This window comes from Leptodesmis sp. (assembly GCF_052746595.1).
In genome coordinates, this window is the sequence record NZ_JBRAGO010000013.1 from 17,583 (window position 1) to 40,640 (window position 23,058).

26 protein-coding genes and 1 pseudogene are annotated in these 23,058 nt (G+C 50.7%); 9 read left to right on the top strand and 18 right to left on the bottom strand.

The genetic code is table 11. From position 1 onward, the window contains the following. Positions 1-172 precede the first annotated feature (172 nt). Entirely contained in the window at positions 173-307 is a 135-nt protein-coding gene (locus ACUVQO_RS04560; RefSeq protein ID WP_445924708.1) for a hypothetical protein, read from the top strand. On the opposite strand, the gene ACUVQO_RS04565 is transcribed toward ACUVQO_RS04560, so the two are convergent. Both ACUVQO_RS04565 and ACUVQO_RS04570 read right to left on the bottom strand, forming a co-directional pair. Further along, positions 272-865 (bottom strand): Uma2 family endonuclease, encoded by a 594-nt coding sequence (locus ACUVQO_RS04565; RefSeq protein WP_445924709.1) that lies wholly within the window; start codon positions 863-865, stop codon positions 272-274. The genes ACUVQO_RS04560 and ACUVQO_RS04565 overlap by 36 nt on opposite strands. Positions 866-898: 33 nt before the next feature. Further along, a complete protein-coding gene (locus ACUVQO_RS04570; protein ID WP_445924710.1) occupies positions 899-1,384 on the bottom strand; it encodes a hypothetical protein in 486 nt (161 codons plus the stop codon). A gap of 87 nt (positions 1,385-1,471) precedes the next feature. On the opposite strand from ACUVQO_RS04570, the gene ACUVQO_RS04575 reads away from it, so the two are divergent. Together ACUVQO_RS04575 and ACUVQO_RS04580 are read left to right on the top strand one after the other, a co-directional pair. Next, a complete protein-coding gene (locus tag ACUVQO_RS04575; protein WP_445924711.1) occupies positions 1,472-3,295 on the top strand; it encodes a caspase family protein in 1,824 nt (607 codons plus the stop codon). Between the two features lie 85 nt (positions 3,296-3,380). Beyond that, the gene (locus tag ACUVQO_RS04580; RefSeq protein ID WP_445924712.1) at positions 3,381-3,962 is read left to right on the top strand and encodes a shikimate kinase; all 582 of its coding nucleotides are present in this window, start codon (positions 3,381-3,383) and stop codon (positions 3,960-3,962) included. Between the two features lie 92 nt (positions 3,963-4,054). Here ACUVQO_RS04580 and opcA read toward each other — a convergent pair whose 3' ends face one another. The 5 genes from opcA to ACUVQO_RS04605 form a co-directional block, all read right to left on the bottom strand. After that, positions 4,055-5,383 carry a glucose-6-phosphate dehydrogenase assembly protein OpcA gene (opcA, locus tag ACUVQO_RS04585; RefSeq protein ID WP_445924713.1) on the bottom strand — a complete coding sequence of 443 codons (1,329 nt, stop codon included), beginning with the start codon at positions 5,381-5,383 and terminating at the stop codon, positions 4,055-4,057. Between the two features lie 155 nt (positions 5,384-5,538). Further along, entirely contained in the window at positions 5,539-7,068 is a 1,530-nt protein-coding gene (gene zwf / locus ACUVQO_RS04590; RefSeq protein ID WP_445924714.1) for a glucose-6-phosphate dehydrogenase, read from the bottom strand. 63 nt (positions 7,069-7,131) lie between these two features. After that, positions 7,132-8,283: a transaldolase gene (tal, locus tag ACUVQO_RS04595; RefSeq protein ID WP_445924715.1), complete on the bottom strand. Its 1,152-nt coding sequence runs from the start codon at positions 8,281-8,283 to the stop codon at positions 7,132-7,134. Between the two features lie 128 nt (positions 8,284-8,411). Then, positions 8,412-9,473, bottom strand: coding sequence for a class 1 fructose-bisphosphatase (fbp, locus tag ACUVQO_RS04600; protein WP_445924716.1), 1,062 nt, complete (start codon positions 9,471-9,473; stop codon positions 8,412-8,414). Positions 9,474-9,778: 305 nt separating this feature from the next. Then, positions 9,779-9,979 (bottom strand): Uma2 family endonuclease, encoded by a 201-nt coding sequence (locus ACUVQO_RS04605; RefSeq protein WP_445924717.1) that lies wholly within the window; start codon positions 9,977-9,979, stop codon positions 9,779-9,781. 155 nt (positions 9,980-10,134) lie between these two features. On the opposite strand from ACUVQO_RS04605, the gene ACUVQO_RS04610 reads away from it, so the two are divergent. The 3 genes from ACUVQO_RS04610 to ACUVQO_RS04620 all read left to right on the top strand — a co-directional run bounded on the left by ACUVQO_RS04610 (position 10,135) and on the right by ACUVQO_RS04620 (position 12,896). Further along, entirely contained in the window at positions 10,135-11,484 is a 1,350-nt protein-coding gene (locus ACUVQO_RS04610; protein ID WP_445924718.1) for a M16 family metallopeptidase, read from the top strand. An 86-nt stretch (positions 11,485-11,570) separates the two neighbouring features. Then, entirely contained in the window at positions 11,571-11,981 is a 411-nt protein-coding gene (locus ACUVQO_RS04615; protein ID WP_445924719.1) for an MliC family protein, read from the top strand. A gap of 18 nt (positions 11,982-11,999) precedes the next feature. Then, a complete protein-coding gene (locus tag ACUVQO_RS04620) occupies positions 12,000-12,896 on the top strand; it encodes a fructosamine kinase family protein (RefSeq protein WP_445924720.1) in 897 nt (298 codons plus the stop codon). A gap of 12 nt (positions 12,897-12,908) precedes the next feature. On the opposite strand, the gene ACUVQO_RS04625 is transcribed toward ACUVQO_RS04620, so the two are convergent. Continuing rightward, positions 12,909-13,853 (bottom strand): alpha-isopropylmalate synthase regulatory domain-containing protein, encoded by a 945-nt coding sequence (locus ACUVQO_RS04625; protein WP_445924721.1) that lies wholly within the window; start codon positions 13,851-13,853, stop codon positions 12,909-12,911. 198 nt (positions 13,854-14,051) lie between these two features. Beyond that, a complete protein-coding gene (locus ACUVQO_RS04630) occupies positions 14,052-14,447 on the bottom strand; it encodes a hypothetical protein (protein WP_445924722.1) in 396 nt (131 codons plus the stop codon). Between the two features lie 489 nt (positions 14,448-14,936). On the opposite strand from ACUVQO_RS04630, the gene ACUVQO_RS04635 reads away from it, so the two are divergent. After that, positions 14,937-15,221, top strand: a complete 285-nt coding sequence (locus ACUVQO_RS04635; protein ID WP_445924723.1) for a hypothetical protein — start codon at positions 14,937-14,939, stop codon at positions 15,219-15,221. A gap of 12 nt (positions 15,222-15,233) precedes the next feature. Further along, positions 15,234-15,467: a hypothetical protein gene (locus ACUVQO_RS04640; protein WP_445924724.1), complete on the top strand. Its 234-nt coding sequence runs from the start codon at positions 15,234-15,236 to the stop codon at positions 15,465-15,467. Positions 15,468-15,508: 41 nt separating this feature from the next. Here the strand turns inward: ACUVQO_RS04640 and ACUVQO_RS04645 are convergent, their stop codons facing one another. The 3 genes from ACUVQO_RS04645 to ACUVQO_RS04655 form a co-directional block, all read right to left on the bottom strand. Continuing rightward, the gene (locus tag ACUVQO_RS04645; protein ID WP_445924725.1) at positions 15,509-17,017 is read right to left on the bottom strand and encodes an esterase-like activity of phytase family protein; all 1,509 of its coding nucleotides are present in this window, start codon (positions 17,015-17,017) and stop codon (positions 15,509-15,511) included. 125 nt (positions 17,018-17,142) lie between these two features. After that, a complete protein-coding gene (locus tag ACUVQO_RS04650) occupies positions 17,143-18,048 on the bottom strand; it encodes a DMT family transporter (protein ID WP_445924726.1) in 906 nt (301 codons plus the stop codon). Between the two features lie 3 nt (positions 18,049-18,051). Further along, positions 18,052-19,560 (bottom strand): phytoene desaturase family protein, encoded by a 1,509-nt coding sequence (locus tag ACUVQO_RS04655; RefSeq protein ID WP_445924727.1) that lies wholly within the window; start codon positions 19,558-19,560, stop codon positions 18,052-18,054. Positions 19,561-19,770: 210 nt separating this feature from the next. On the opposite strand from ACUVQO_RS04655, the gene ACUVQO_RS04660 reads away from it, so the two are divergent. Continuing rightward, positions 19,771-20,427: an FHA domain-containing protein gene (locus tag ACUVQO_RS04660; protein ID WP_445924728.1), complete on the top strand. Its 657-nt coding sequence runs from the start codon at positions 19,771-19,773 to the stop codon at positions 20,425-20,427. Between the two features lie 164 nt (positions 20,428-20,591). On the opposite strand, the gene ACUVQO_RS04665 is transcribed toward ACUVQO_RS04660, so the two are convergent. The 6 genes and pseudogenes from ACUVQO_RS04665 to ACUVQO_RS04690 all read right to left on the bottom strand — a co-directional run. Further along, positions 20,592-21,446 (bottom strand): Tab2/Atab2 family RNA-binding protein, encoded by an 855-nt coding sequence (locus ACUVQO_RS04665; RefSeq protein ID WP_445924729.1) that lies wholly within the window; start codon positions 21,444-21,446, stop codon positions 20,592-20,594. Positions 21,447-21,519: 73 nt separating this feature from the next. Continuing rightward, the gene (locus ACUVQO_RS04670) at positions 21,520-21,762 is read right to left on the bottom strand and encodes a hypothetical protein (RefSeq protein WP_445924730.1); all 243 of its coding nucleotides are present in this window, start codon (positions 21,760-21,762) and stop codon (positions 21,520-21,522) included. A 36-nt stretch (positions 21,763-21,798) separates the two neighbouring features. Then, positions 21,799-22,011, bottom strand: coding sequence for a hypothetical protein (locus ACUVQO_RS04675; protein WP_445924731.1), 213 nt, complete (start codon positions 22,009-22,011; stop codon positions 21,799-21,801). Next, positions 21,998-22,252 carry a hypothetical protein gene (locus ACUVQO_RS04680; RefSeq protein ID WP_445924732.1) on the bottom strand — a complete coding sequence of 85 codons (255 nt, stop codon included), beginning with the start codon at positions 22,250-22,252 and terminating at the stop codon, positions 21,998-22,000. Before ACUVQO_RS04680 ends, ACUVQO_RS04675 begins: the two co-directional genes overlap by 14 nt. Further along, positions 22,246-22,620: a hypothetical protein gene (locus tag ACUVQO_RS04685; RefSeq protein ID WP_445924749.1), complete on the bottom strand. Its 375-nt coding sequence runs from the start codon at positions 22,618-22,620 to the stop codon at positions 22,246-22,248. Before ACUVQO_RS04685 ends, ACUVQO_RS04680 begins: the two co-directional genes overlap by 7 nt. An 86-nt stretch (positions 22,621-22,706) precedes the next feature. Beyond that, positions 22,707-23,024, bottom strand: a pseudogene (locus tag ACUVQO_RS04690) (DUF3417 domain-containing protein); the annotation flags it as partial. Between the last annotated feature and the right edge of the window lie 34 nt (positions 23,025-23,058).

The following is a 23,058-nucleotide window of genomic DNA, read 5'->3' on the forward strand; positions in this document are numbered from 1 at the left end:
TTTCAGCCAGCAGGCAGTGGTTCTCTAAAGGGTGACGGCCTCACCCATGCACAAACTACTGAACCCACAAAATTCCCAACAGCACCGTCGATTATCTTTAACAAGCCCCTGATTCTCTCTCATTTGGGCGGTCGCGATTTTGTCCATCCGCTTCATTGGGCAGCATTCAGCAATGTGGGAGTGCGACGGATTCACGAAGGAGCCTTTCGGGGCTGGTGCAACGGCTGCGATCGCCTGTGCTTTACGGACTCAGAACCTGATAGACTTTGCCTTAACGGTCGGCTTCAAAAATCTGCTCCACCGTTAGCTCCAGTTCTGGAAATTCGATGGAGGCGATCGCCTCCTGTTTACCAAATACACCGACCTCCCGGTAAGCTTCTCCCTCCAGCGTCAGCACCATCACGGTTTGAGCGACTGGATCGAGCAGCCAATATTCGGGCACGCCGATCGCCGCATATTGTGCCCGTTTGTGAATATAGTCTCTATCACAATTGGTCTCACCGGGACTGACCACTTCCGCAACCAGGCGGGGTGGCGGCATACCCAGAGTGATGGTCAGTCGTCGTTGGGTGAGTTCTAGATGCTCCTGGCGCAGCACTACCAAATCAGGAAAGCGGTTAGCAGCGTCTCCCGGTTGTAAAACTGGCACCTGTACCTCGCAAGCATGAACCCGCACCAGGCGACGGCGCACCACTCGAATCAGGTAATCGCGCAGATTTAAGGCAAGCCAATTATTTTCTTCTGACTCTGGCGGCAATTCAACTAGCTCTCCATCAATTAATTCGTAGAATCCTTCCATGTCCATGTCATTGCTGTAGGACAGATAGTCTTCAAAGCTGGTGAATTTTGCCTGAGCTTGGGGCATCGTCGTCCTTTCCCCACAGATGGTGTTTTGATCTTAACGGGCGGCAGGCGATCGCCCAAATCCCAGTAAAAACTTAGCGTTCTGGTAATAGGTGGCCCAACGGCGAGGATCGGGAAAACTGCGCCATTGGTTACGGCTTACTTGCATGGAGAGTACCTGTACGCTGCCGCCATTCTGTTGCCCCACCATGATCACATACACCTCCGTGATCAAAATATCCCGGTTGAAACTGCGTTGCACGGCGGCCCTGGCCACTCCTTCAGCCCGACTCAGAAACGCCTCAAATGTCTCCCCAGGTTGCACATCCAGCACCACATTAATTCTGGAAACATAGGCATGGGCGGCTGGAGGTACGATCGCATCGGCCATCACTCCAACGCTGGTCAGTCCCAGGACAGCCACCAGACCCAGGGTGGTCAAGTGAGAGATAGGGTGGGGAGTGGTTTTAGCGCGTATAGTAGTAACAGGGTTATTGCACATCTTGACAGCCGCCAATTCAGTTCCCTGTCTATTTTGCATCTGATTTAGTAAACCATTGAATAAAAGTTGCTGTTGAGTCGGAATGGACTGCGGGTATGTTAGTGAGAAAGGCTTGGGGCATCTGTGATGAGACAGTGGGCAATTGTTGTTGGGCTGAATCATTATCAACACTTTCAGCCATTAAGCTGTGCTCAACAAGATGCACAAAGCGTTCACCATTACCTGACTCATGAACTGGGTTTTCAGGCGGAAAACTGCTTGCTACTCATTGATACATCACTCCCAGTCTGGGGTAAACCCACCCAACCGACCCGGGTGAACCTCTTGAGCTGGCTTGAGCTACTCACTAAACACTACCTGCATCCCGATGACTTAGTCTGGTTCTTTTTCAGTGGACATGGAGCCGTGCATGAAGGGCAGGATTATCTGGTACCTGGGGACGGTAATCCGGCAGACATTCCCTCAACCTGCCTTGCCATTTCCACCATCCTGAATCAGATCAAGGCAGTTGTATCTAATGGTTCCTTGCTGTTTTTTCTGGATATGAGTCGCAGCCAACAAAGTATTTCCTCTTGCCAGGGTGTGGGTTTGCAAACGGCGCAAGTGGCCCATCAGTTAGGTGTACCAACCTTGCTGTCTTGTCAACCGGGTCAGTTCTCCCATGAGGTGTCTGGTCTAGGACAGGGATTATTTACGATAGCCTTGCTGGAAGCATGGCACTATCAACTCGGTACCTCGATCGCAGCCCTGACCCAATTTTTGGGCGATCGCCTGCCGGAATTGAGCCAGCATTACTGGCAACCGATCCAAAAACCGCTGCTCATCTGTCCTGTAGAAAAGTTGCACCAGCCCCTGATACCTGTAGCACTTGGGAATCAGGATGCAGCCAACCATGCCGGATCTCCGCTCCCTGTAACTTACCCTGCAGCTAGTACGCAGGACGATCGCGCCACAGCGGCTCCTAAGATCGCCACTATGGCTCCCCCTACGGCTCACTCTGCTGCTTTTAAGCGTCTAACTGCCAGCCCTCCTCCCTCTACTCCAGCAGGAGCCGTTCCCTTATCCGGTCAGCCTACAGTTCTGCAAGCTGCGACAACACCGACTAATCCGTTACATGATTTTCATCCGGCTTCAGACTCCCTTGCTCCCACCCGTCTACCTGTCGAGGCAGCCAGCCAACCGCAAAAATCCGATCCTGTTGCGCGAGTGTCAGAGCCAGAGAAACCTCTTGAGGAAAGTAATCCCAAACAGTGGCGATCGGTGTGGATGTGGGGCAGCCTGATTTCTCTGTTACTGGCGGCGGGCGTACTGGGACGAAATTGGACTTCCTTGGGGACTGCTTCTCAATTAATGGCTTCTACGGGTAACTCCATTGGTACTGGCATCCCCTCAACTCCGATTCCCAACTCTCCGGTTGCTCCCACCCAAGCCCCCCCTGAAACGACTTCCCTACCTCCCAAGACAGCACCAAATGGTCAACCCTCTATAGCAGCCAGTCCATCTTCCGCAGAAGATTCTGGTTTTCCTGCTCCGGTGCCCGGTACCGCCCTGTCTCCCCCTGGAACTTTGGACTTTAGCCCACCAGAGGCAAAGCCGTTGTCAGGGCAGGTAATTCTTGATCGAGCGAGAAAGATGGTGCAGAGTGATCAGGCTACCCCTTACCGGGATGCGATCGACGAAGCCAGAAACGTCCCGCCGGGGGATGCGGTTTATCCAGAAACAAAGGCGGCGATCCAGGAATGGAGTCAGACCATTTTTGACATTGCCCAACGACGGGCCAGCCAGCAGCAGATAGATATCGCCATTCTCGCGGCAGATAAGGTGCCTCAAGACAATCCCCAACTCTACGCTCAGGCCAGAACGGCGATCGCCCAATGGTGCCCCTCTGTAAAATCGTTACCGGGTGAGACACCTTCGCAGCAGAAGGCAAAAACTATTTGTGGCTTTTAATGCTTTTACTTTTAATGCTTTTAATTATTTGTTAGGGTGGGTTAACGAAGCGAAACCAATGCTGTCAGATCAGTTTGTGAATCTTGTGAATCACACCTTCCTGACCCACCCTTTCCGGATTGCCATTGTGGGGACTACCGGATCTGGCAAAACCACTCTGGCAAAACAGATTGCTCAAAATTTGGCCATCCCTCATATCGAACTAGATGCCCTGCACTGGGAAACTAACTGGACTGAAGTGCCCCATGAGATTTTTCGGGAACAGGTGGCAGCTGCGATCGCGCCCGACTCCTGGATCACAGACGGCAACTACAGTGTGGTACGAGACTTACTGTGGCCGCGAGCCACTACGATGATCTGGTTAGATTATTCCTTTCCTATCACCTTTGGCCGTCTGCTCCGGCGCACTATCTACCGAGCCATCATACAAGAACCTGTTTGCAATGGCAATCGTGAATCCCTCTGGCTTTCCTTCTGCAGCAAAGATTCAATCTTACTGTGGTTGCTGCGAACCTACGGCGAGAACCGACAGAAATACCCACTGCTGTTTCAACAACCGGAATATGCCCATCTCAAGGTGATCAGATTGCGATCGCCCCAGGCTACAGAGCACTGGGTGGAGAGCCTGAAGCATGCAGGGCAAGGAAATAATGGGTGGGTGAGCTGATGGGCAGGTGGATAGATGAGGTTCTCTCACCCCCCCCACCTACTCATCAGCCCATCATCTCCCTAATCAGACTATCGATAGCTATCAATAGCCTAACGTCCCCGCAGATGCACCAACTGCACGGCAAGGGCAAGGCTTTCCTCGTACAACACATCCCGTCCCCAACGCTGGAGTTGCTGGGTAAGTAGGAGTTCTGCTTTCTGATCGCTAGCCGAGGTAACCTGTTCCGTATGCAGAGCGGCCTGAGCGCCCCCTCCCGATTCCATCCGCATGCAGCCTGCCGTCTCGGAGCAAATAATTGTGGCACAGTTGGCTTTGGGATTGCTGGATGCCAGCCGCAGGCCCACCAGATCTCCGACAATTTCACCCGGATCGCTGATCGGAATGGCGGCCACTTCTGCCTTGATTTCTTTCTCATTGGGGCTAACAAAGGTAATGCGCTTGATCTCGTAGAAATCATCCTGATCTTGCGTGTAGGCGATCGGTTGCCATCCCAGCCGGCTGGCAAACCAGCTTAAGAACATCAAGGCCTGAGCCGCATTACCTTTTTCATAATCGATCGTAATCTGGTCGATTTCACCGAGGGAGGCTCGCCGTTCGGGGGGATCAAAAGCCCCTGCCGTCAGTTCCTGCCAGGGAGCCAGACGGTGCCAGTTCAGATCTGCGACATAGGTGCCAGAGTCAATAAGCGTCTGAATTTTGAGGAATTCCGCCTCTACATCACCGAAATAGGACGAATCCATGACCACACAATTCGCTTCTTCCACCAGTTGTCGGAATAACTCCTGTTCTGGGTTGGGAGTTGCTTTCCACCAGAGAAACTTAGGCAAATCGGGAATCATCAGCGATCGCACCATACTGCCAACCTGGTTCAAGGCTGCTTTGGTGCCACGCAGGGTGATGTACTCGCTACAAATTAAGTTGCTACCCGTTTTGTGAACCGGACAATAGGCCGATACTTGAGCCGTGACTGCATCCTCGGCACCCAGGGTGGGACATAGGGTAATGATGCGGCAGGGGTTTTGAGCCGCGATCGCTTCACTGATGCTCAACCCTCGCAAATCAGCATTAGTTAATTTCACTTTCCCTGGTGGCAGTTGAGCAACTTCCTCACGCAACCGTGCGAAGGTTTCCTTATCTAAGCGTCCGGTTTCCTTGATGCGGAATGCACGTTGAGCCAGCACGATCGCCTCATTCGTTTGTGGCCCAAATACACCATCGATCGGCCCCTTATAAAATCCCAGCACGGCCAGCAATTGCTGAAATTCCTCCGGTTCATAGACCACCATACTAAACGTTGAGGCTCGTGTCGCCACTGAATTCACACCGCTCTGACTATGCCAGATCGCATCTAGTTCCGCCTCAATATCATCCAGCGAAATTCCCTTGGGTTTCTGCAGAGCAACAAGTGGAGTCGTCATAAGTGAGTAGAAGTAGGTAGGGGATAGTTGAAAGTTAAAAGTGAAGAGTTGAAAGTGAAGAATTCAGGGTGAGAAATTAACCAATTTTGACTGCTGTTCGTTCTTAACTTTCAATTCTCAATTGTCCATTCTTAGCTCTCAACTTTTAGCCATTTTCAAAGTCGTCGCCAGTTCCGTCCGTCCCGGTTGAGCAACAATTCAGCTTCAACAGGTCCCCAGGTTCCGGCTTCATAGAGGGGAATCACTTCCGGTGGAGCAGGAGCATCCCATACTTCCAGCAAGGGAGTGAGCAAGCGCCAGGAAGCTTCCACTTCATCGCCTCTGGTAAATAGGGTTTGATCGCCCAGCATACAATCCACCAGCAAGCGGCTGTAAGCATCGGTGTTGGGTTGGCCAAAGGCGGTGTCGTAGCGGAAATCCATGTCTACTGTCCGGGTACGCAGTGAGTTGCCAGGAGTTTTCACTTCAAATCGGAGGGAAATTCCTTCATTCGGCTGAATTCGCATAGCCAATACGTTGGGATTCGCCTGTCTGGTGGCAGATTGGAACATCAGGAAGGGCACCTCCTTAAACTGGATGGCAATTTCAGATACCTTTTTCGGCATCCGCTTGCCCGTCCGCATATAGAAGGGCACCCCTTTCCAGCGCCAGTTGTCGATGTACAGTTTCAAAGCGGCATAAGTCGGGGTTGTTGATTGGGGAGAGGCTCCTTCTTCAGCCCGATAAGCCGGAACAGGTTCTCCTTTCATCCAACCATTAGTGTATTGCCCCCGAACAGCAGATAAGCTTATATCATTTAGATCTGCCAAGTGGGTAGCCTGTAACACTTTGACTTTTTCATTACGAATGCTGTCGGCATCCAGGGAGTTGGGTGGCTCCATCGCCGTTAAGCAGAATAATTGCATCAGGTGATTCTGCACCATGTCCCGCAACGCACCGGAGAATTCATAGTAACCTGCCCGACCTTCTAGCCCCACGGTTTCAGCCACGGTGATTTGCACATGATCGACAAATTGGCGATTCCACAGCGGCTCAAAAATGGCATTGGCAAACCGAAAGACCATCAGGTTCTGCACAGTTTCTTTACCTAGGTAGTGGTCGATCCGGTAAACCTGCCGTTCATCACAGATGTTTCGCACCACTTTGTTGAGGGCTTGAGCAGAGCTGAGATCGCGTCCGAAGGGTTTCTCAATCACCAGGCGTTGTTTACGAGGGTCAGGGAGCATGTCTGCCTTGCCCAGTTGCTCGATCGCTTCGGCAAAGAACTTGGGTGCAACCGACAGATAGAAAACACGATTACCTCTGGTTCCTCGTTGCTGATCCAGTTCAGACAAAAAGGCTTTCAACTTCTGGTAACTATCTGGGTTGTCAATATCACCAGGACAGTAGAACAACCCCCTGGCAAATTCCTCCCAGAGCAACTCGGAACCCAGGCCACTGCCGAATTCTTCCACACCTTCCCGCATGTGTTCCCGGAAGAAGTCGTGGCTCCACTCGCGACGAGCCACACCGACGATCGCGAATTCAGGCGGCAGGCGCCGTTCCCGTTTCATCTGGTACAGGGCAGGTATGAGTTTGCGCTGCGTCAAATCACCAGAGGCACCAAAGATGATCAAAATTTGAGGTTCTGGAACGCGATCTTGCTGTAAACCAACGCGGAGGGGATTTTCTTGGAGAGCAACCATAGGCGCGGGGGAAAGTGGATAGTGGATAGTGAATAGGGTGGGGGAGGAGCGGGGGTAAGCTCCTTACCCCACTGTTGCGAGTCGATTGACTTTTTCCTCAAGGGAGCTCATTAAGGACTGGAAGGGTTGGATGAATTTGTCGATGCCTTCGACCAGAAGCTCGTCCATGACGGCATCCAGGTCGATGTTGATGTCGGGGTCTTTGAGACTGTCGATCAGCCGATACGCTGCTTCGACGTTGGACTCGATGCGATCGCTGACCTGGCAGTGATCGGCACAGGCTTCGAGCGTGGCGGGGGGTAGGGTGTTGACGGTATCGGGGCCGATCAATTCATCCACGTACATAACATCACTGTAATTGGGATTTTTGGTGCTGGTGCTGGCCCAGAGCAGCCGTTGCACCTTGGCTCCTTTGGCGGCCAGCGCTTGCCAGCGATCGCTTTGAATGATCTTCTTATACTCCTGGTAAGCGATTTTTGCATTAGCGATCGCTACTTTTCCTTTAATGGCTTCCAGTTTTTGGCGAACTGCCATATCAGGAACCCCTGCTTTCAGCCGGGCATCAATACGATCGTCGATCTTGCTATCAATCCGGCTCAAGAAGAAGCTGGCCACCGAGGCAATTTTGCTGACATCCTGCCCCTCAGCCACCCGCTTTTCTAATCCCCGAATGTACGACCAGGCCGTATTCACGTAGCTCTGGACTGAGAACAGCAGCGTCACGTTGACGTTGATCCCTTCGCTGATCACTTGCTCAATGGCAGGCAGCCCTTCTTCCGTTCCCGGAATTTTGATCATCAGATTCTCGCGACCAATTTCCCGGTAATAGCGGCGGGCTTCTTCAATGGTTTTTTCGGTGTCGCGGGCCAGCGTGGGTGGCACTTCCAGGCTAATGTAACCATCCAGCCCACCGGAAGATTCATAGACCGGACGGAAGATATCACAGGCTTTGCGAATGTCAGTAAAAACCAGGGATTCGTAAATCTCCATCAGTGGCTTTTTCGCCTTGATCCCGGCTTCAAGGTCGGCATCATACATTTTGTTGCCCGCGATCGCCTTCTCAAAAATCGCTGGGTTAGATGTGATTCCCCGTAAGCCACGGGAAACAATCATCTCCTTCAATTCCCCAGACTCAATCAAATCGCGGGTCAGGTTATCCATCCAAATACTCTGACCCAGTTCTTCAATCTCAAATAAATGGTTCGTTCCTGTCATTGTCTACCACTCCAAAAAAATTTAAGTTTTGAGTTTTAAGTTCTAAGGTTTAAGACTTGTGTTGTTACGGTTTAGTAAATTCCTCACAATTCAAAACTCAAAACTTAAACCTTAAAACTAAACTACCGCTACGCTTTAACGGCTACAGACGCTTGTTCCCGAGATCGTTCCTGAATAAACGATTCCACCAGCGCTACGTCCTCGCGACTGCCCACGATCAGGGGTGTGCGTTGGTGCAGTTTTTCGGGGATCACGTCCAGAATGTCGTGAGTTCCAGTGCTGGCACGCCCTCCTGCTTGTTCAGCCAGGAAGGCTAAAGGTGCAGACTCATACAGCAACCGCAGCTTACCTTCCGGCTTTTTCACCGTTCCCGGATACAGAAACACTCCTCCCTGAAATAGGATGCGATGAAAATCTCCCACCAGTGCGCCACTGTAGCGAGCCGTATAGCCTTCGTGACGGTGCATATAGCGGATATAATCGCGGATGCCTTCATCCCATTGCCAGAAGTTCCCTTCATTGACACTATAAATCGGGCCATGTTCAGGAGTTTGAATATTCTCGTTAGATAGAATGAATTCACCCAAACTGGGATCCAATGTAAAAGCGTGAACCCCTTTGCCAATGGAATACACCAGCATCGTACTGGGGCCATACAGGATATAGCCTGCAGCAATCTGTTGCCGTCCACTTTGGAGCAGATCGCTGGCCGAACCATCCAGGTCTTCGCTTTGCTGTTGGCGGATGGCAAAGATCGATCCCACATTAATATTAATGTCGATGTTAGAGGAACCATCGATTGGGTCATACACCAGCGTATAGCGTCCGATCGGGCAGTTCTCCGGGATATAGTAAGGCTTCTCCATCTCCTCAGAGGCCAGTCGGCAGACTAAACCGCTTTGCTTAAAGACAGAGATGAACACCTCATTGGCATACACATCCATTTTTTTGACGGTTTCGCCCTGGACATTCACCTCACCCGTAAAGCCCAGCACACCTTCCATCAACCCCGCCCGACTCAAACGCCGAGCCACCAGTTTTCCGGCCAGCGCGATTCGGTTCATCAATGCACTCAAATCTTGAGCATCCGGTCCAAAATTTTGCAACTGCTGGAAAACATGACGAGAAAGGGTTGTGCAATCTCGATCGAGCGCCAGTTCATGGTCAAGTGGTTGGTAGGAATCAACCATTGATTCACCTCCTCTCTGCAATAAGCAGCGCCATTCACAATACAAACCATAGTCTTAAAAAAGTCAAAAGCGAATGGAAGGGCGATAGCAAGGTACGACTTCCAGATGTCTAACTCTTAACTTTTAACTATTAATTTTTAATTTGCCGCTGACGTTTCACCTCCTATCTTAGGGAGGGATTCTGAGATCCGCAGGGAACTTTAGATGAACTACAGATTAGAAAGCAGGCAGAAGGTCGAAGGCAGAGAGCAGTAGTACCTTCGTAGGTTGGCTTGCAGCATGAAACCCAACATCTTCGTTCCTGATCAAGCTACATAGGCAATAACTTGGGCATTGTGAACATCGACCACCCAGTATTCAGCAACCCCCATTTCTTCGTAGAGCGATCGCTTTGTTCCCAAATCATCCAATAAGGTAGTCATAACCAGGACTTGAATCTGCCGAACATATGCTTCCCAGGGAGCCGCAACCCAGCAATCAGTAACCGGTTTGACTTGTAGCGCCATAGCTAGCAGCCTTTATAGCCTTACCCCTAGTTTAGTTATTACTTCATCCCCTCAAGCCTTCCTCGCTTCTCCACCTTCCTAAGTATCTGCACTTACCAAAGCCTGGGTCATAACGCTTAAGATAGGGGAAAGAACACCCATTACCAGGGCATTCCATGACGGCAACCCTTCTTAAGTCTTCTTCTGTTACCCCTCTGTTGATTGCGCCCACTGTGCATCGGCTATCCAACGGGCTAACTATCATTGCAGAACAGATGCCCATTGACGCGGTGAATTTAAATATCTGGTTGAAAGTCGGCTCTGCTATGGAGGCTGATGCCATTAATGGCATGGCCCACTTTCTAGAACATATGGTGTTCAAGGGCACCGATCGCTTGCAGAGTGGCGAGTTTGAGCAACAGATTGAACAGCGGGGCGCAGTCACAAATGCCGCCACCAGTCAGGATTACACCCACTACTACATCACCACAGCTCCCAAAGACTTTGCTGACCTGGCTCCCTTACAGGTTGATGCGGTGATGAATGCCCGCATTCCCGATGATGGGTTTGAGCGCGAACGACATGTTGTCCTGGAAGAAATTCGGCGATCGCACGACAATCCTCGTCGTCGCACCTTCCAACATGCCACCGAGTTGGCCTTTGAGCGTCTGCCCTACCGCCGCCAGGTACTCGGCCCTGCTACCGTGATCGAAACCCTCACCCCTCAACAAATGCGGGACTTTCATGCTTACTGGTATCACCCCCAGGCCATCACCGCTGCTGTCGTAGGTAATCTTCCTGTAGAGAAACTGATTCAGATCGTAGAAGACAGCTTCGGGAGATCAGGGATCAGAGATCAGGGCGCAGGAGCAGTTCAAAACTCAAAACTCAAAACTCAAAACCCAAAACTCTTTTCCCAATCCCCAACTCCCAGCCATCTCCTCCCCGAATCTCCCTTCACTCAAATCGTCCGGCGGGAAGTCATTGATGACACGTTGCAACAGGCTCGCTTAGTGATGACCTGGCGAGTGCCAGGAATGAATCAGTTACAGGAAACCTACGGCCTGGATGTGTTGGCCTCAGTGCTGGGCCGGGGACGTACTTCTCGGCTGGTGCGCGACTTACGAGAAGAACGGGGGCTAGTCTCCAGTATCTCAGCCAGCAATATGACCTACCTGCATCAGGGCGTGTTCTACATCTCGGCCCATCTTCCCAGTGAGAATCTGAAGCAGGCGGAAGCGGCGATCGCCCAGCACATTCGCAAGTTGCAGGACGAATTGATTAGCGGGGCAGAAATTGCCCGGGTGCGAACTCGAACGGCCAATCATTTTATTTTTGGCAATGAAACGCCCAGCGATCGATCCGGACTGTACGGCTACTACCACACTCTGTTAGGCGATCTGGATCCAGCAATCCACTATCCCGATTACATCCAGGCGTGTGATGCGGAAGAATTGCAGGCCTCTGCCCAACGTTATCTCAGTCCAGAAGCCTATGGTATCGTTACCATTCAACCGGGCCGTTAAACTCCCACACAAACCTTAAACTTCAAGTTCCTGAATACCTGTTACCCTGGCAGACAAACTCAACTCTTTATCAAAGGATGTTCACTATGAAAGGGTTTATCGCTTCGTCTGTCGGCGTAGTCACATTTGTTGGGCTTACAGCAGCTACCATGCCCATTCTGGCTCAACAAACTACTCAGCACACTCAAAAGCAAAGCACTCAACAGACTGCCCAAATGCAATCCACCGCGCAAGCAAAAGTCACGGCCCGGGCAACTTACAAGTGTGATGAGGGCAAGGGCTTTTCTGTAGTCTATAGAAATGACAATACAGCAGAAGCAACCTTTGGTAGTAAGGTGATCATGCTGAATCAGGTGGAAGCGGCCTCCGGAGCACGCTACAGCAATGGCAGCGTAACCCTCTACACAAAGGGAGATGCAGCATTTGTGGAAATAGGAGATAATCGATTATTCACCAACTGTGTTGCCACAGGCAGCGGTGTACATGGCATGTGGTAGTCGCTGGATAAATCGCTGATGTGGGAGCAAATTTCGTCACACATTCGCCAAGTGACGGGAAAATCATTCTCTGCCGTAACTCCCCGTTCCGTGGGTGGGGGATGCATTAACTCTGGCTATCTCCTGACGAATGGGCAACAGTCCTACTTCGTGAAGCTAAATCAGGCGGCTCAAGTGACCATGTTTGAGGCTGAGGCGGCAGGGTTAGAGGAAATGGCAGCCTCCCACACGATTCGAGTCCCCCAACCCATCTGCTGGGGCACTGTCAACGGATCCGCCTATCTGGTTCAGGAATGGCTGGACTTAGGGCAAGGGGGGAGTTCTGCCTGGGGTGAAATGGGGCGCAAACTGGCCGCAATGCATCAGTGGATCCCCTCGCTATCCCAAAGTCAGGGGGTAGGAGTGCTTGCGTTTGGCTGGCACCGGAACAATACTATCGGCTCCACCCCGCAAGTCAATCCCTGGACTCAAAATTGGACAGAATTCTGGGTGAAGCACCGGATTGGCTACCAGTTACAACTGGCGAGTCGTCGGGGCGGTCATTTTCCCAGCGGCGATCGCTTGCTAGAGGCCATTCCCCAACTGTTGGCAGGGCATCATCCTCAACCTTCTCTGGTACATGGCGATTTGTGGTCAGGCAATGCGGCCGTCACGAAAGCAGGAGAACCTGTCATTTTTGATCCAGCCACTTATTATGGCGATCGGGAAGTGGATCTGGCTATGACCGAACTCTTTGGCGGATTTCCTTCAGAGTTTTATCGGGGATATAACGAAGTCTTTCCCGTAGATGCCGGATATGAACGCCGGAAAATACTCTACAACCTGTATCACATCCTCAACCACTTCAATCTGTTCGGCGGCGGATATGCTTCGCAAGCCAACCGCATGATCAATCAGTTGCTGAGTTGGGTTTAGAAGTGCTAAAAATTACGAGACATCGGGAAAGTGGGAAAAATCGGAACAGATGCGGTTAATGACCTGGATATAAGCCTCAGCCGCAGCCTGAAGCACATTGCTGTGACTAGCTCCTGCCTCATAACTGGATCCGGCACACTCAACACCAATCACCACCTCTATGGGAGCATCTGCACCAAATAGGGTGGCTGGAGGGACAAACCAACGGCTCAGGTAACGGGTGGGAATTTCTACTTGCTGATCGACGGCCTGATCGATCGTTTTTTGCAGGGCATCAATCGGGGTGTTGCCAGTGGCGTTGCCCTGCAAACTTCGACCCGTTAAATCACGCAGGGTAATAGCGGCTTCATGAGTGGTGCCCGTGTGCAAGGAAAAGTCTTCTAAATAGAACCGCTGCGATCGCCGCGATCGCCAGCGTCGCCGTTCCTGCAATTCATTCTGTTGTAAGTTGAGCAAAAAGGCTCTGACGGAGAAGATGTCTATTTCCAGGTAAATCATTTCCCCGGATTCCCCATCTTCCACTCGAATGGGAAAGGTAAAGCATTCGTTCAATTGCACCTGATTATGTTCTTCCCTAGAGCGGGCAAACTGGTGTGGTTCCCAGGTGACAATACAATCGACAACGCGATCGCGGGCACAGGCCACTCTCAAAGCATCACAAAAGTTGATGTGGTACTTGTTGGCACCTTCCACAATATCTTCGTCAATAGGACATACCCTGACCCGTCTTAGCATATCCTGATATGCTTCCTGACAAGCAGGATCCCCTGCCAATCGAGATCCCAGTTTGGAAATGCTCCAAAAGGTAATGGCCAGGGCATAGTCAAAGCTTGTCATGTACCACATGATCGGCTGGGCCGCAAGTCTACGCAGCAGTTCAGCATAGTAGGGCCAGCATGCATCCCGATTGGCTAAAGCATTCTGAAAAACGTTTGCAGTCACAAGGGCAGTATGCATAAACCCCTTCAAAGCATGAGGCGAACCTGAAACAAACCTTACTGGAGCGGCCCACTCATCACACGACTACTGATCGAACACCTGCAAATCTGAGGGGCAATTCATCGATTTGCAGGGCTCTAAGCCAAAAACAGGGATCTGCGCGATTCATCAATTGAGTTAATTGTCTCATAATGAGAAGCTTAAATTTTGCGCCTACTATTTATTCGCTTCTTTGCCAGCCAGTACCTCCTTGACTAAGGCTTTCAATTCTGCAATGCCGTCTTCTACCTCCGTTTTGACTAAATTTTCAATATAGTGCTTCGTCTCGATATCACAGTTGTAGGGAACCGCATTTTGAGGGAAATAGGGCTGGTGATACACCGGAACTGAAGAAAGACCACTGAAATTAACTTGTTTAAATTGCCGGAGTTCTTTAATTTCTGCTTCTAAAACAGCGATGCGATCATCCTCGCTGGTCTGTAATCCATGCTTGAGTAGCCTTGTGACTAGTTCCGTTACAGTTACACCATCCTCATCGGCGCGGTCTTTCAAGGCTTGCAGGAGTTCCTCTGACAATCGGAAGCTCACTAGCTTTTTGCTCTTCTTGTCCATGTCGGCTTCAGACTTCTTACTAGATGTACATCTGACTGACGGTACAGTCTCATAACTGACGATCATAGTCCTACTAGGGAACAATGTATATATAACGTAGTTCAGATTTATGATGTCTTTATCAGCCATAGCAATACACTGCTCAACCTGAATCCAGACCGGAACAAGAGGACAGCAAATTCCAAAAAATCATCAATTTAACGGCAAAAGCTGATTTCCCTTTAAATTTGTTAAGAGATAATAACTAATATACACCCTCATCATCGGATATTTTCTGTATATAAAAGTACAAAATCTATCAATCTTTTTGCCTACTTTTGTAATACATTAGATATACATTTTCAAGATTTAGCTGTACAATCTAGAAAAAGAATTGTAGCTAACTCCCTCCTGGGGTCTTACACCCCCGGCTACTGGCTACTCAAATGGTTCGTTCTTGATTTGAGGAGTGGGCTTAGAGACTATTGAGCAATTTCTTAGGAGTCACCAATGAACTGCCTGTATAAAGACAGCTTGATGCCCCGCTGCACAATTGTGACTCATCCTGATCGCCCCAACATTGAATACTGTCAGGTTTGCCGAAAATGGGATTACATTGACCACATTGGTGCTGAACCCATGTCCGGTCATAGTTTTCGTAGTTTAATCTGGTTTATCCTGGCTGTTGCCATCATGATTTTTGTGGTACGTGCCAGCGAGCAGCCTTTTAGGCCAGAACCAAAACCACCTCAGCCCATGCGGCCTGTACCACCCGTAAACTTCAATTTGCCTTGAAGGGGAGTGACAATGAGAGTGAATAACTACTACAGCCTCCTGTTCCGCTGGGCGTGCCGCCTGTTGAAGTATTTCTTACTGGCCTTGTTTGGCTTCACATTGTTCTGTATCTTATCCACTGCGTTTGGTGAGCTTGAGATGGTAATGGTACTGATCCGGAACTCATGGATCTGGATTGTGCGGATTGGTCTGCTAGTACTGGACGTGATGGCGATCGCGATTGTCTGTGAATCAATTCGACAGTGAGAATGGGGTAGGTGGATAAATATCCACCCTACCCCACGCCCTTATCGCCCCGATCGCTCCCGGCGCCGTTTCAGCCCCACGCCCCCCAATCCTGCTAAGGCTAAACCAGCCATTGTCGTGGGTTCAGGAACAGCGACGGATTCCTGCGGGATAAACCCCTGGAGTTCCTCGGCAGTGGCTTTGAAGGCAAACAGGTAGGAAGGTAGGAGGGTTGCACCACTGGGACAAGTGGCGCCCAGAGGCACCTGGCTGCCATTTGAGCAAACATCGAACTGGAGATTCATAGCATTTTGGGTGACACTAAAGTCGTTGTCGGTTGCAACCAGAATGGCATAGGAGCCATCAGCCAGTTGGGGACCGATCGCCAAGCCTTCCATCTTTTCTGGAATTAGCACTTCGGCAGCTTGCAACAGGGTGGCAATGTCAAAGTAGAGAGATTTGCTCACGGCAGCCACGCCAGCAGGTAGGTTATTGGTGCTTGCCAAACTGATATCACTGATATCAGTGGCTCCAGTCAGATCAATTTTGAAGATGCGTTTGCTGCCCACTGGATTTTTGCCAAGAGGATCATCCACACCTACACCCCGATTATCCCGTTCCAGTACTAGCAGTTCAGTGTCATTTAGGGCAGTGATTGCGCTGATGCCAATATTACGCCCTTGTCGAGTACTAGTGAAGTCGTTACTGGTGCCAGGAATGCGATCGTTGATGTCGGTAATGCTTTCTAAGGGATAGATATATTGGGCAATACTGTCTCCAGTCTTGGTATCAAACACTACCAGGCGGATATTACGACTTGATCGCCCATTCGGAGAACCTTCTTCCGTCAGGGGATCTTGCAACAGAGCAAATAGTTTGCTACCGTCCGGGCTGATGGTTAGTCCTTCAAAACCCCGGTTTCCCTGGCGACCGGCTACTAACCTCACCGTATCATCCGTAGTGGTGTAATTGACATTGCCTTTGTTATCTACAGGCAGCAAGTTTTGCGGCGTAGTGAAGGTACGAACAAGTGTGCCATGGGGAGTAAATTCTTTCACAGATGGGCCATATTCATCTGACACATAAAAGTTGCCGTTAGGCGCGATCGCAAGTCCTTCGGGATCCAGGCTGCGACCTAGAAGGGTAGGGCTACCATTGAGTTTCGCTGGATCCAAACCATCAAAGTTCCTGCCTTCTGCATCAGTAAATAAAATAGTGGAGAGCAGAGTAAAGTTGCTAATTGCGCCAGTGTACGGATCCACATTTAGAGAAAATTTCTGTACTCGCGTGTTATAGGCAATGACACCACCGCCTGGCCCCCGGTCAGCCAATCCATAAAACACATTGTTGACGCGATCGTAGTAGAGGTCAGAGCCAAACCCGCCCAAACGGTTCAGGTTAGCATTGGTGCTCGCGCTATCCAGCGGAAACAGATCTGTACTATTGCCGGGAATTGTGATCGAGTTAACAAAGGAAACTGCAACAGCAGCCGTGGTATTCCCCAGTAAACTGAAGGTTGTAATAGCTAGCGACCCTGCTAATGTGGGCAACCAAGTGAATAAATTTTTCATACTGGAATCTGTAAAATTACTGCTTTATCAGAAGCCAACGCCGACATTAAGAGCAGGTTTAGACCAGTTCAATACCAGCTTAGGGGAGATAAACTACATCATATCTTCATAATTCGTGCGACCGCTTATCGAGTGAATAGTAGCCAGACTCCCACGATCGCCACCAGCACACCCAATACCGCCCGCACACTCACTTTGTCCCTAGCAAAAATCACCGCAATGGGAATCACAAATAACGGACTGGTAGCACTCAGAGATTGGGCTACCCCTGCCGGAGCGTACTTGAGGGACAGTTGCTGTAACCAGATGCCCAAATAGGTGCTAATGAAGGCAGTTCCAGCCACCACCACAAACAGTTGTCGCGATCGTAACGGCTGCAAAACTCGGATGGACTGGCGCTGTACCCCCAGCCAGAGCAGCAGAATCACAACCCCGCCCACTAATCGAATGAACGTACTCCATAGGGGATTAATGTCCGTTCCTGCCAGAGCCGCTCTCGACATTACAGCCCCCCCAGCCTGTCCTCCAGCGGCCAGCAATCCCAGCACAATTCCCCGCAAAGTAAGAACGGCAGGGGTTGTGGCTTCTCGCGATCGCTCTAACACCACCCAGGTTACACCCAACACAGTCAGTACAATTCCCACCCAACCGGCAGACGGCAGTTGTTCTTGCAGAAAAATCAAGGCTAAGACAGCAGCCAACGGTGGAGACAAAGATTCAAGCACCAGAGTTCGTCGCGGGCCAATGCAGTTGAGTGCTCCAAAGTAAGCCGTGTCTCCAAAGCCAATGCCAACGGTACCACTGAGCAGCAGCAGGGCGAGGGAACGAGGATTCACAGTCGGAAGCAGATTGCCCGTCAGCAGCAAGGTGGCAATGAGCAAGCCGATCGCAATCAATCCTTTGACCAGATTCAACACCAGTGGCGACAACTGCCGTCCCACTCCCGTGTAGATTACGGAAGCAATAGCCCAGATCAACGCGGCACTCAGAGCAGCTAGTTCACCAGGGTAGTCTGTTAAGAAGTTAACCATTCCCTACTCCCTATCTCGCAAGGAATTCGCACACAGAATGCTAGAAGCCGCAACTGCAGGAACACCAATTCCGGGCAGGGTACTGTCACCTACTCGGTACAGACCGGAAATGGGAGTGTGACAACTGGGAAACATCCCTTTGCCAGCGGCGATCGCAGGCCCATAAGTGCCCTGATAACGACGTAGATAGTAGGCATGGGTGAGAGGAGTGCCAATCAGTTCTAGAACTAAGCGATCGCGGATATCAGGAATCACTCGTTCTAAAGCCCGGAATAGCGGCTCTGCTTTTTGCCGTTTGCGAGTCTCGTAGGTATTATCCCGTTGCCAACCTGTAAACGGTTCCAGAGTATAAGCATGGACAACGTGATGATTGGCCGGAGCCAGATTGGCATCCCAAACAGAGGGAATGGAAATCATACAGGTATTACCCGGTGCAGTGATGTCCTGCTCAGAATCATGGACAACCACATGATGCCCGGTCAGTCCCGCCAATCCGTCGGCTCGAATTCCCAGATGAAGATGCATGAAGCTGTCTACAGCAGGAGTTTGTAAGGCTATCGATCGATAGGCGGCGGGTAAATCGGATGGTTTGAGTAACTGGGTATAAGTATCCCAGACCGTAGCATTGGAAATGACGATCGGGGCACGCAGCATCTCACCATTGCGAAAGCGGACTCCCGCAACAGTTCCAGATTCCACCAGGATTTGCTCCACATGGGCATTCAACCGCAGGGTACCACCCCATTTCTTTAAACCTCGAACCAATGCTTGCACGATCGCACCACTCCCTCCCACGGGATAATCAATTACGGATCGCGATCGTTCACCCAACATAAAAGCCATTTCTGGAGCAATGGTGCCATCGGCCTTCAACCCAGAAAGCAGGAAGCATTCCAGATCCACGAGCTTCCGGATCCAGGGATCCTGCATATCTCGCATCAAATCACCCACCGAGGATTGAATTTTGGGAAGTTGGGGTAGCAGTTTGAGCAGGGCTGGGAAGTGGCGGGTCAGCAGCAGAGGAATTAACGAGAGGTCGGCTCGCAAGGCGATCGGGGGAATTTCCTTTAATGCGTCATACAGTCCCAGTAGCCGTTGTTCTAACCGTTTTAATTCAGTGGCTCCTTGGGGTGTCAGTTGAGCCACAGCCGATCGATAGCGTTCTAAGTTGCCGTAGATGGGAATTGTGGCTTCAGGGAAGTGATAGTGACCAAGCGGGTCGTAGGGAATGGCAGGAACGCTTTCTTCCAGCACATCCAGCACCTGCCGTAGGGGATTTAAGGAGGTTGGATCGCTCAATCCGCAATAGAACGAGGGGCCAGAATCGAAATGGAATCCCTGGCGAGTAAAGCTATGGGCGGCTCCTCCAGGAATGCTGTGACTTTCGCAGACTATTACCCGTTTTCCATAGCGAGCCAGCAAAGCCCCAGCGATGAGGCCACCGATGCCGCTGCCAATGATAATCACATCCCATTGAGACGGGGGAGGTGGGGAAGGGGTGAGAGAGGCCATTGTGAAGTTCGGATTTGGGAGAATGGGTTGAGGGCTGAGCGAAGGCTTTTTCCTTGTCTAAAAGATCCTGGTTGCAGGTTTAAATGGTGCCACAAGCCCCGTTTATAGATGGTGGCAACGGGGTACGCTTGAGACTTAGACGCACCCGTGAACGTCCTGGGAGTTACCAGGATGCACTCAGAATCAAGTTCCGATCAGGTTTTCATACCATTGACTGGTCAATCATCGATCAATGGCTCTCCAGTCGCAAGAGGCATGATTCAGCCCGATCGCCGGTCTGCAAGTACCGACGACAGCGAAGAAGCTGCTCTAGCTAAAGCATCCACAGTCGTTATAGAGGAAGAAGCCAAGACTCTAGATTCCCCTCCACGCCAAGGGGTTGATTACCGCCCGAACTATTATATTCAGGGCGTAATCCAGGGTGGGCTAGTCTATATCATTACCAATTTGCTAGGTCGAGAATCTCAAGCTTTATTTCAATCACAACGGGTATGGACAATCGGCCGTAGCCGGGAAGCGGCCTTACCTTTGCGCGATCGTGCTCTCTCCCGTCGCCATGCAGTCGTTCTTTATGCCCCCAAAGAAGGATTTTATCTCATCGATCTCAACAGCATGAATGGCACGTTTGTAAATGGAATCCGGATTCGCCAACGCCAGCGCTTGAAAGATGGCGATCGCCTGCGGATGGGCAGTCTCGAATTCAGCTTTTTCACTAGCGCCATTACTCGTACTATTAGCCCGATTCATCCGGAGGTGCTGACTCGCTTCACCACTTCCCGATCTTGCACCGACACTTTCATGGACTACGCTTCCCTGGAAGAACCAGACATTCTCTTCCAGTCTGCACAAAAGTCGCGGACGAACTAGGGGAAAGCTTGAAGTTGCGAGTTTTAAACCTTGCCCAGGTTCAGAGCCGGAGTTTCTCTGATCGGAAAACGACCGTTCTCTAGCTGGAGTTGGTTTAAGTGTTGAGTTCGTAGTTCAGGGTTAACTCAACACTTAAACCTTAAAACTCAACACTTAACCAGTTATCATCCCGTTACGCCACCTTCATTTCTTAGTAGCCAGAAACCAGTGTAGGTCATACCTGAATCATCGGGTTGAATGAGGAGAAAGTGCAGCCCTTGACTCGCTTGTTTGCGACGCTCATACTCAACAGCGGCAGTGGCAACCTCCGGATCCTCAAAGGTGGCGATAATCCAGCGATCGACGAGTCCCGCTTCCAAAATCAAGCCATCCGGTGCGCCGGCCACATAATTCAGGGAAACGGGATGTACCTCTTGAATCCAGCGAGCAAGGGGCAATGATTTTCTGCCACCATCGATTACCACTCCGGGAATTAGGGTTGTGGAAGCCAGTCCTAGGTTGAGGGGTAACAGTGGTTCAGGCATGTTTAGGACTGGAATCATGCGATCAGTAAAGGTATCCACCAGATCGGCAGCAGGGAGAGAGGCAAAGCGCCATTGTTGGCCCAATAACGTTTCAGTGAGGGGCAGTGGAGGTGGGCGATCGAGGGCAATCGGGTTATAGGATTGCCCGGTATAACCCGGTAAGGCAGGATATTGTTCAGCTAATTCCTTTAAATACTGTTTGAGTGTGGGAGTTGATCGGGTGCCTTCCACTGAGATTCCCAAGGGCTGGCTGGCAGCTTCTAGCAAGCTCAACGTTGCTGGGCGGAAAGTTTTGATACAAGTTGGTTGAGGCTGTCCTGTGACAAACAGTTGCCCCAATTGATCTGCCAACCAGTCAGCACTAGCCTCAGCTTGAGGGCAAAACGCGGAATATCGAAAAGTATCCGTTGCATCGCAAATCACCAGTTCCCATAAAGGATAGCCCGATTCATCCTTAAGTGGACGGCGATAAAAATCAGCTTCCCAAACAACCATCAGAGTGATCGTAGATAGTGAACAGTGGACAGAGAAAACTATCTACTATCCACTATCTACCATCCCCGTCCTCTTACAGGGGTACTTGGGCAAAACTACGTCCAACATCCAGCTTGCTACCGGGCGCATAGATGCGAGTGACGTAATCTGCAATCATCCGGTGAGTATTGAAAGCTGGAGCATTAGTTTTGATCGAGGCTTTCATCATGGCGATCCAGCGGTGAGGCATCCCTTCACTGTCCTGATCGTAATACAGCGGAACAATTTCCTCTTCCAGAAGTTGATACAGAGAGTTGGAATCGATTTTATCTTGCAATTCCTGATTGCTGGTATGGGCATCTTCTCCGATCGCCTAGCCATTGATCCCTTTCCCCTGAGCATCCGTTTGATAGCCTTCGCACCACCAGCCATCCAAGACACTGCAGTTAATCCCACCATTAAAGCAAACCTTTTGCCCACTGGTGCCAGACGCTTCCAGGGGACGACGAGGATTGTTTAACCAGATGTCAACGCCTTGCACCAGTTTACGAGCGGTGTACATATCGTAGTCTTCAATAGTGGGCAAAGAAGGAATCCATTAAGTCGGCAGAAAAGACATCATGGCCTGCCGGGACAGGAGTGTGAGTGGTGAAGACGCAACGATCGCGAACGGTAGCCTCAATGTCGTAGAAAGACTGGCCCGTTTTCTGAATTTCTAATCGAGCCACTTCTAGCAAACAAAAAGCGGCACGACCTTCATTTAAGTGATACAGTCCGGGTTCGATGCCTAATGCCTGTAATGCCCGTACTCCAACGATCCTCAGCACACCACCTCTTGAGCAATCCGGGTTTCCTGATTGCCGCCATACAAGTGGCCCATGAGCCAGCGATCGATAGGATCGTTGTCGTATCGATCAGTGTCCAGCAGGTAAAGATCCACTCGCCCTATCTGCACTTTCCAAATTTGCACCTTGACTGTGCGCTGCCTGACCAGAATTTCAATGACGATCGGCTCACCCTGTTCATTTTTCATCAATTCCAGGGGCATCTGCTCAAAGGGATTATCGATGTAAAAATCTTCCTGCCAGCCATCCCGGTTGAGCCGCTGGTGAAAATATCCTTGCCGATACAAAAGCCCCACCCCGACCATCGGCACACCCAGATCAGAAGCAGACTTAAGGTGATCGCCCGCCAAAATGCCCAGCCCCCGGAGTAAATAGGCAAAGATTCATGCAGTCCAAATTCAGCACAGAAGTAGGCTACGGGCTGGTCTTGCGAGAGTTGGGGAGCCACACGGCTGGCCCAGGTATTTTTGCCAGCCTGGTAGCGATCGAAGGCTTCCACCACTTGATGCAAACGTTTGAGATAGAAGGGATCGATGGCAAGCTGAGTCAATCGCTCGTAGGAAACGGCTTCCAGAAGCGCCACTGGATTATGGCCACAGCGTTGCCACTCGTCGGCATTGATCAGTTCAAACAGGGACTGATCAGCATTCCAACACCACCAATAGTTAAAGGCCAGATCCACCAACCGTTTTAAGGATCTGAGCAGCTTATTGCTCAGTTGGATTGCGGGGGTTGCAGAAAGGGAATTCACCATAAATATTGCTTGAAAGAAATATTGCTTGAAAGGT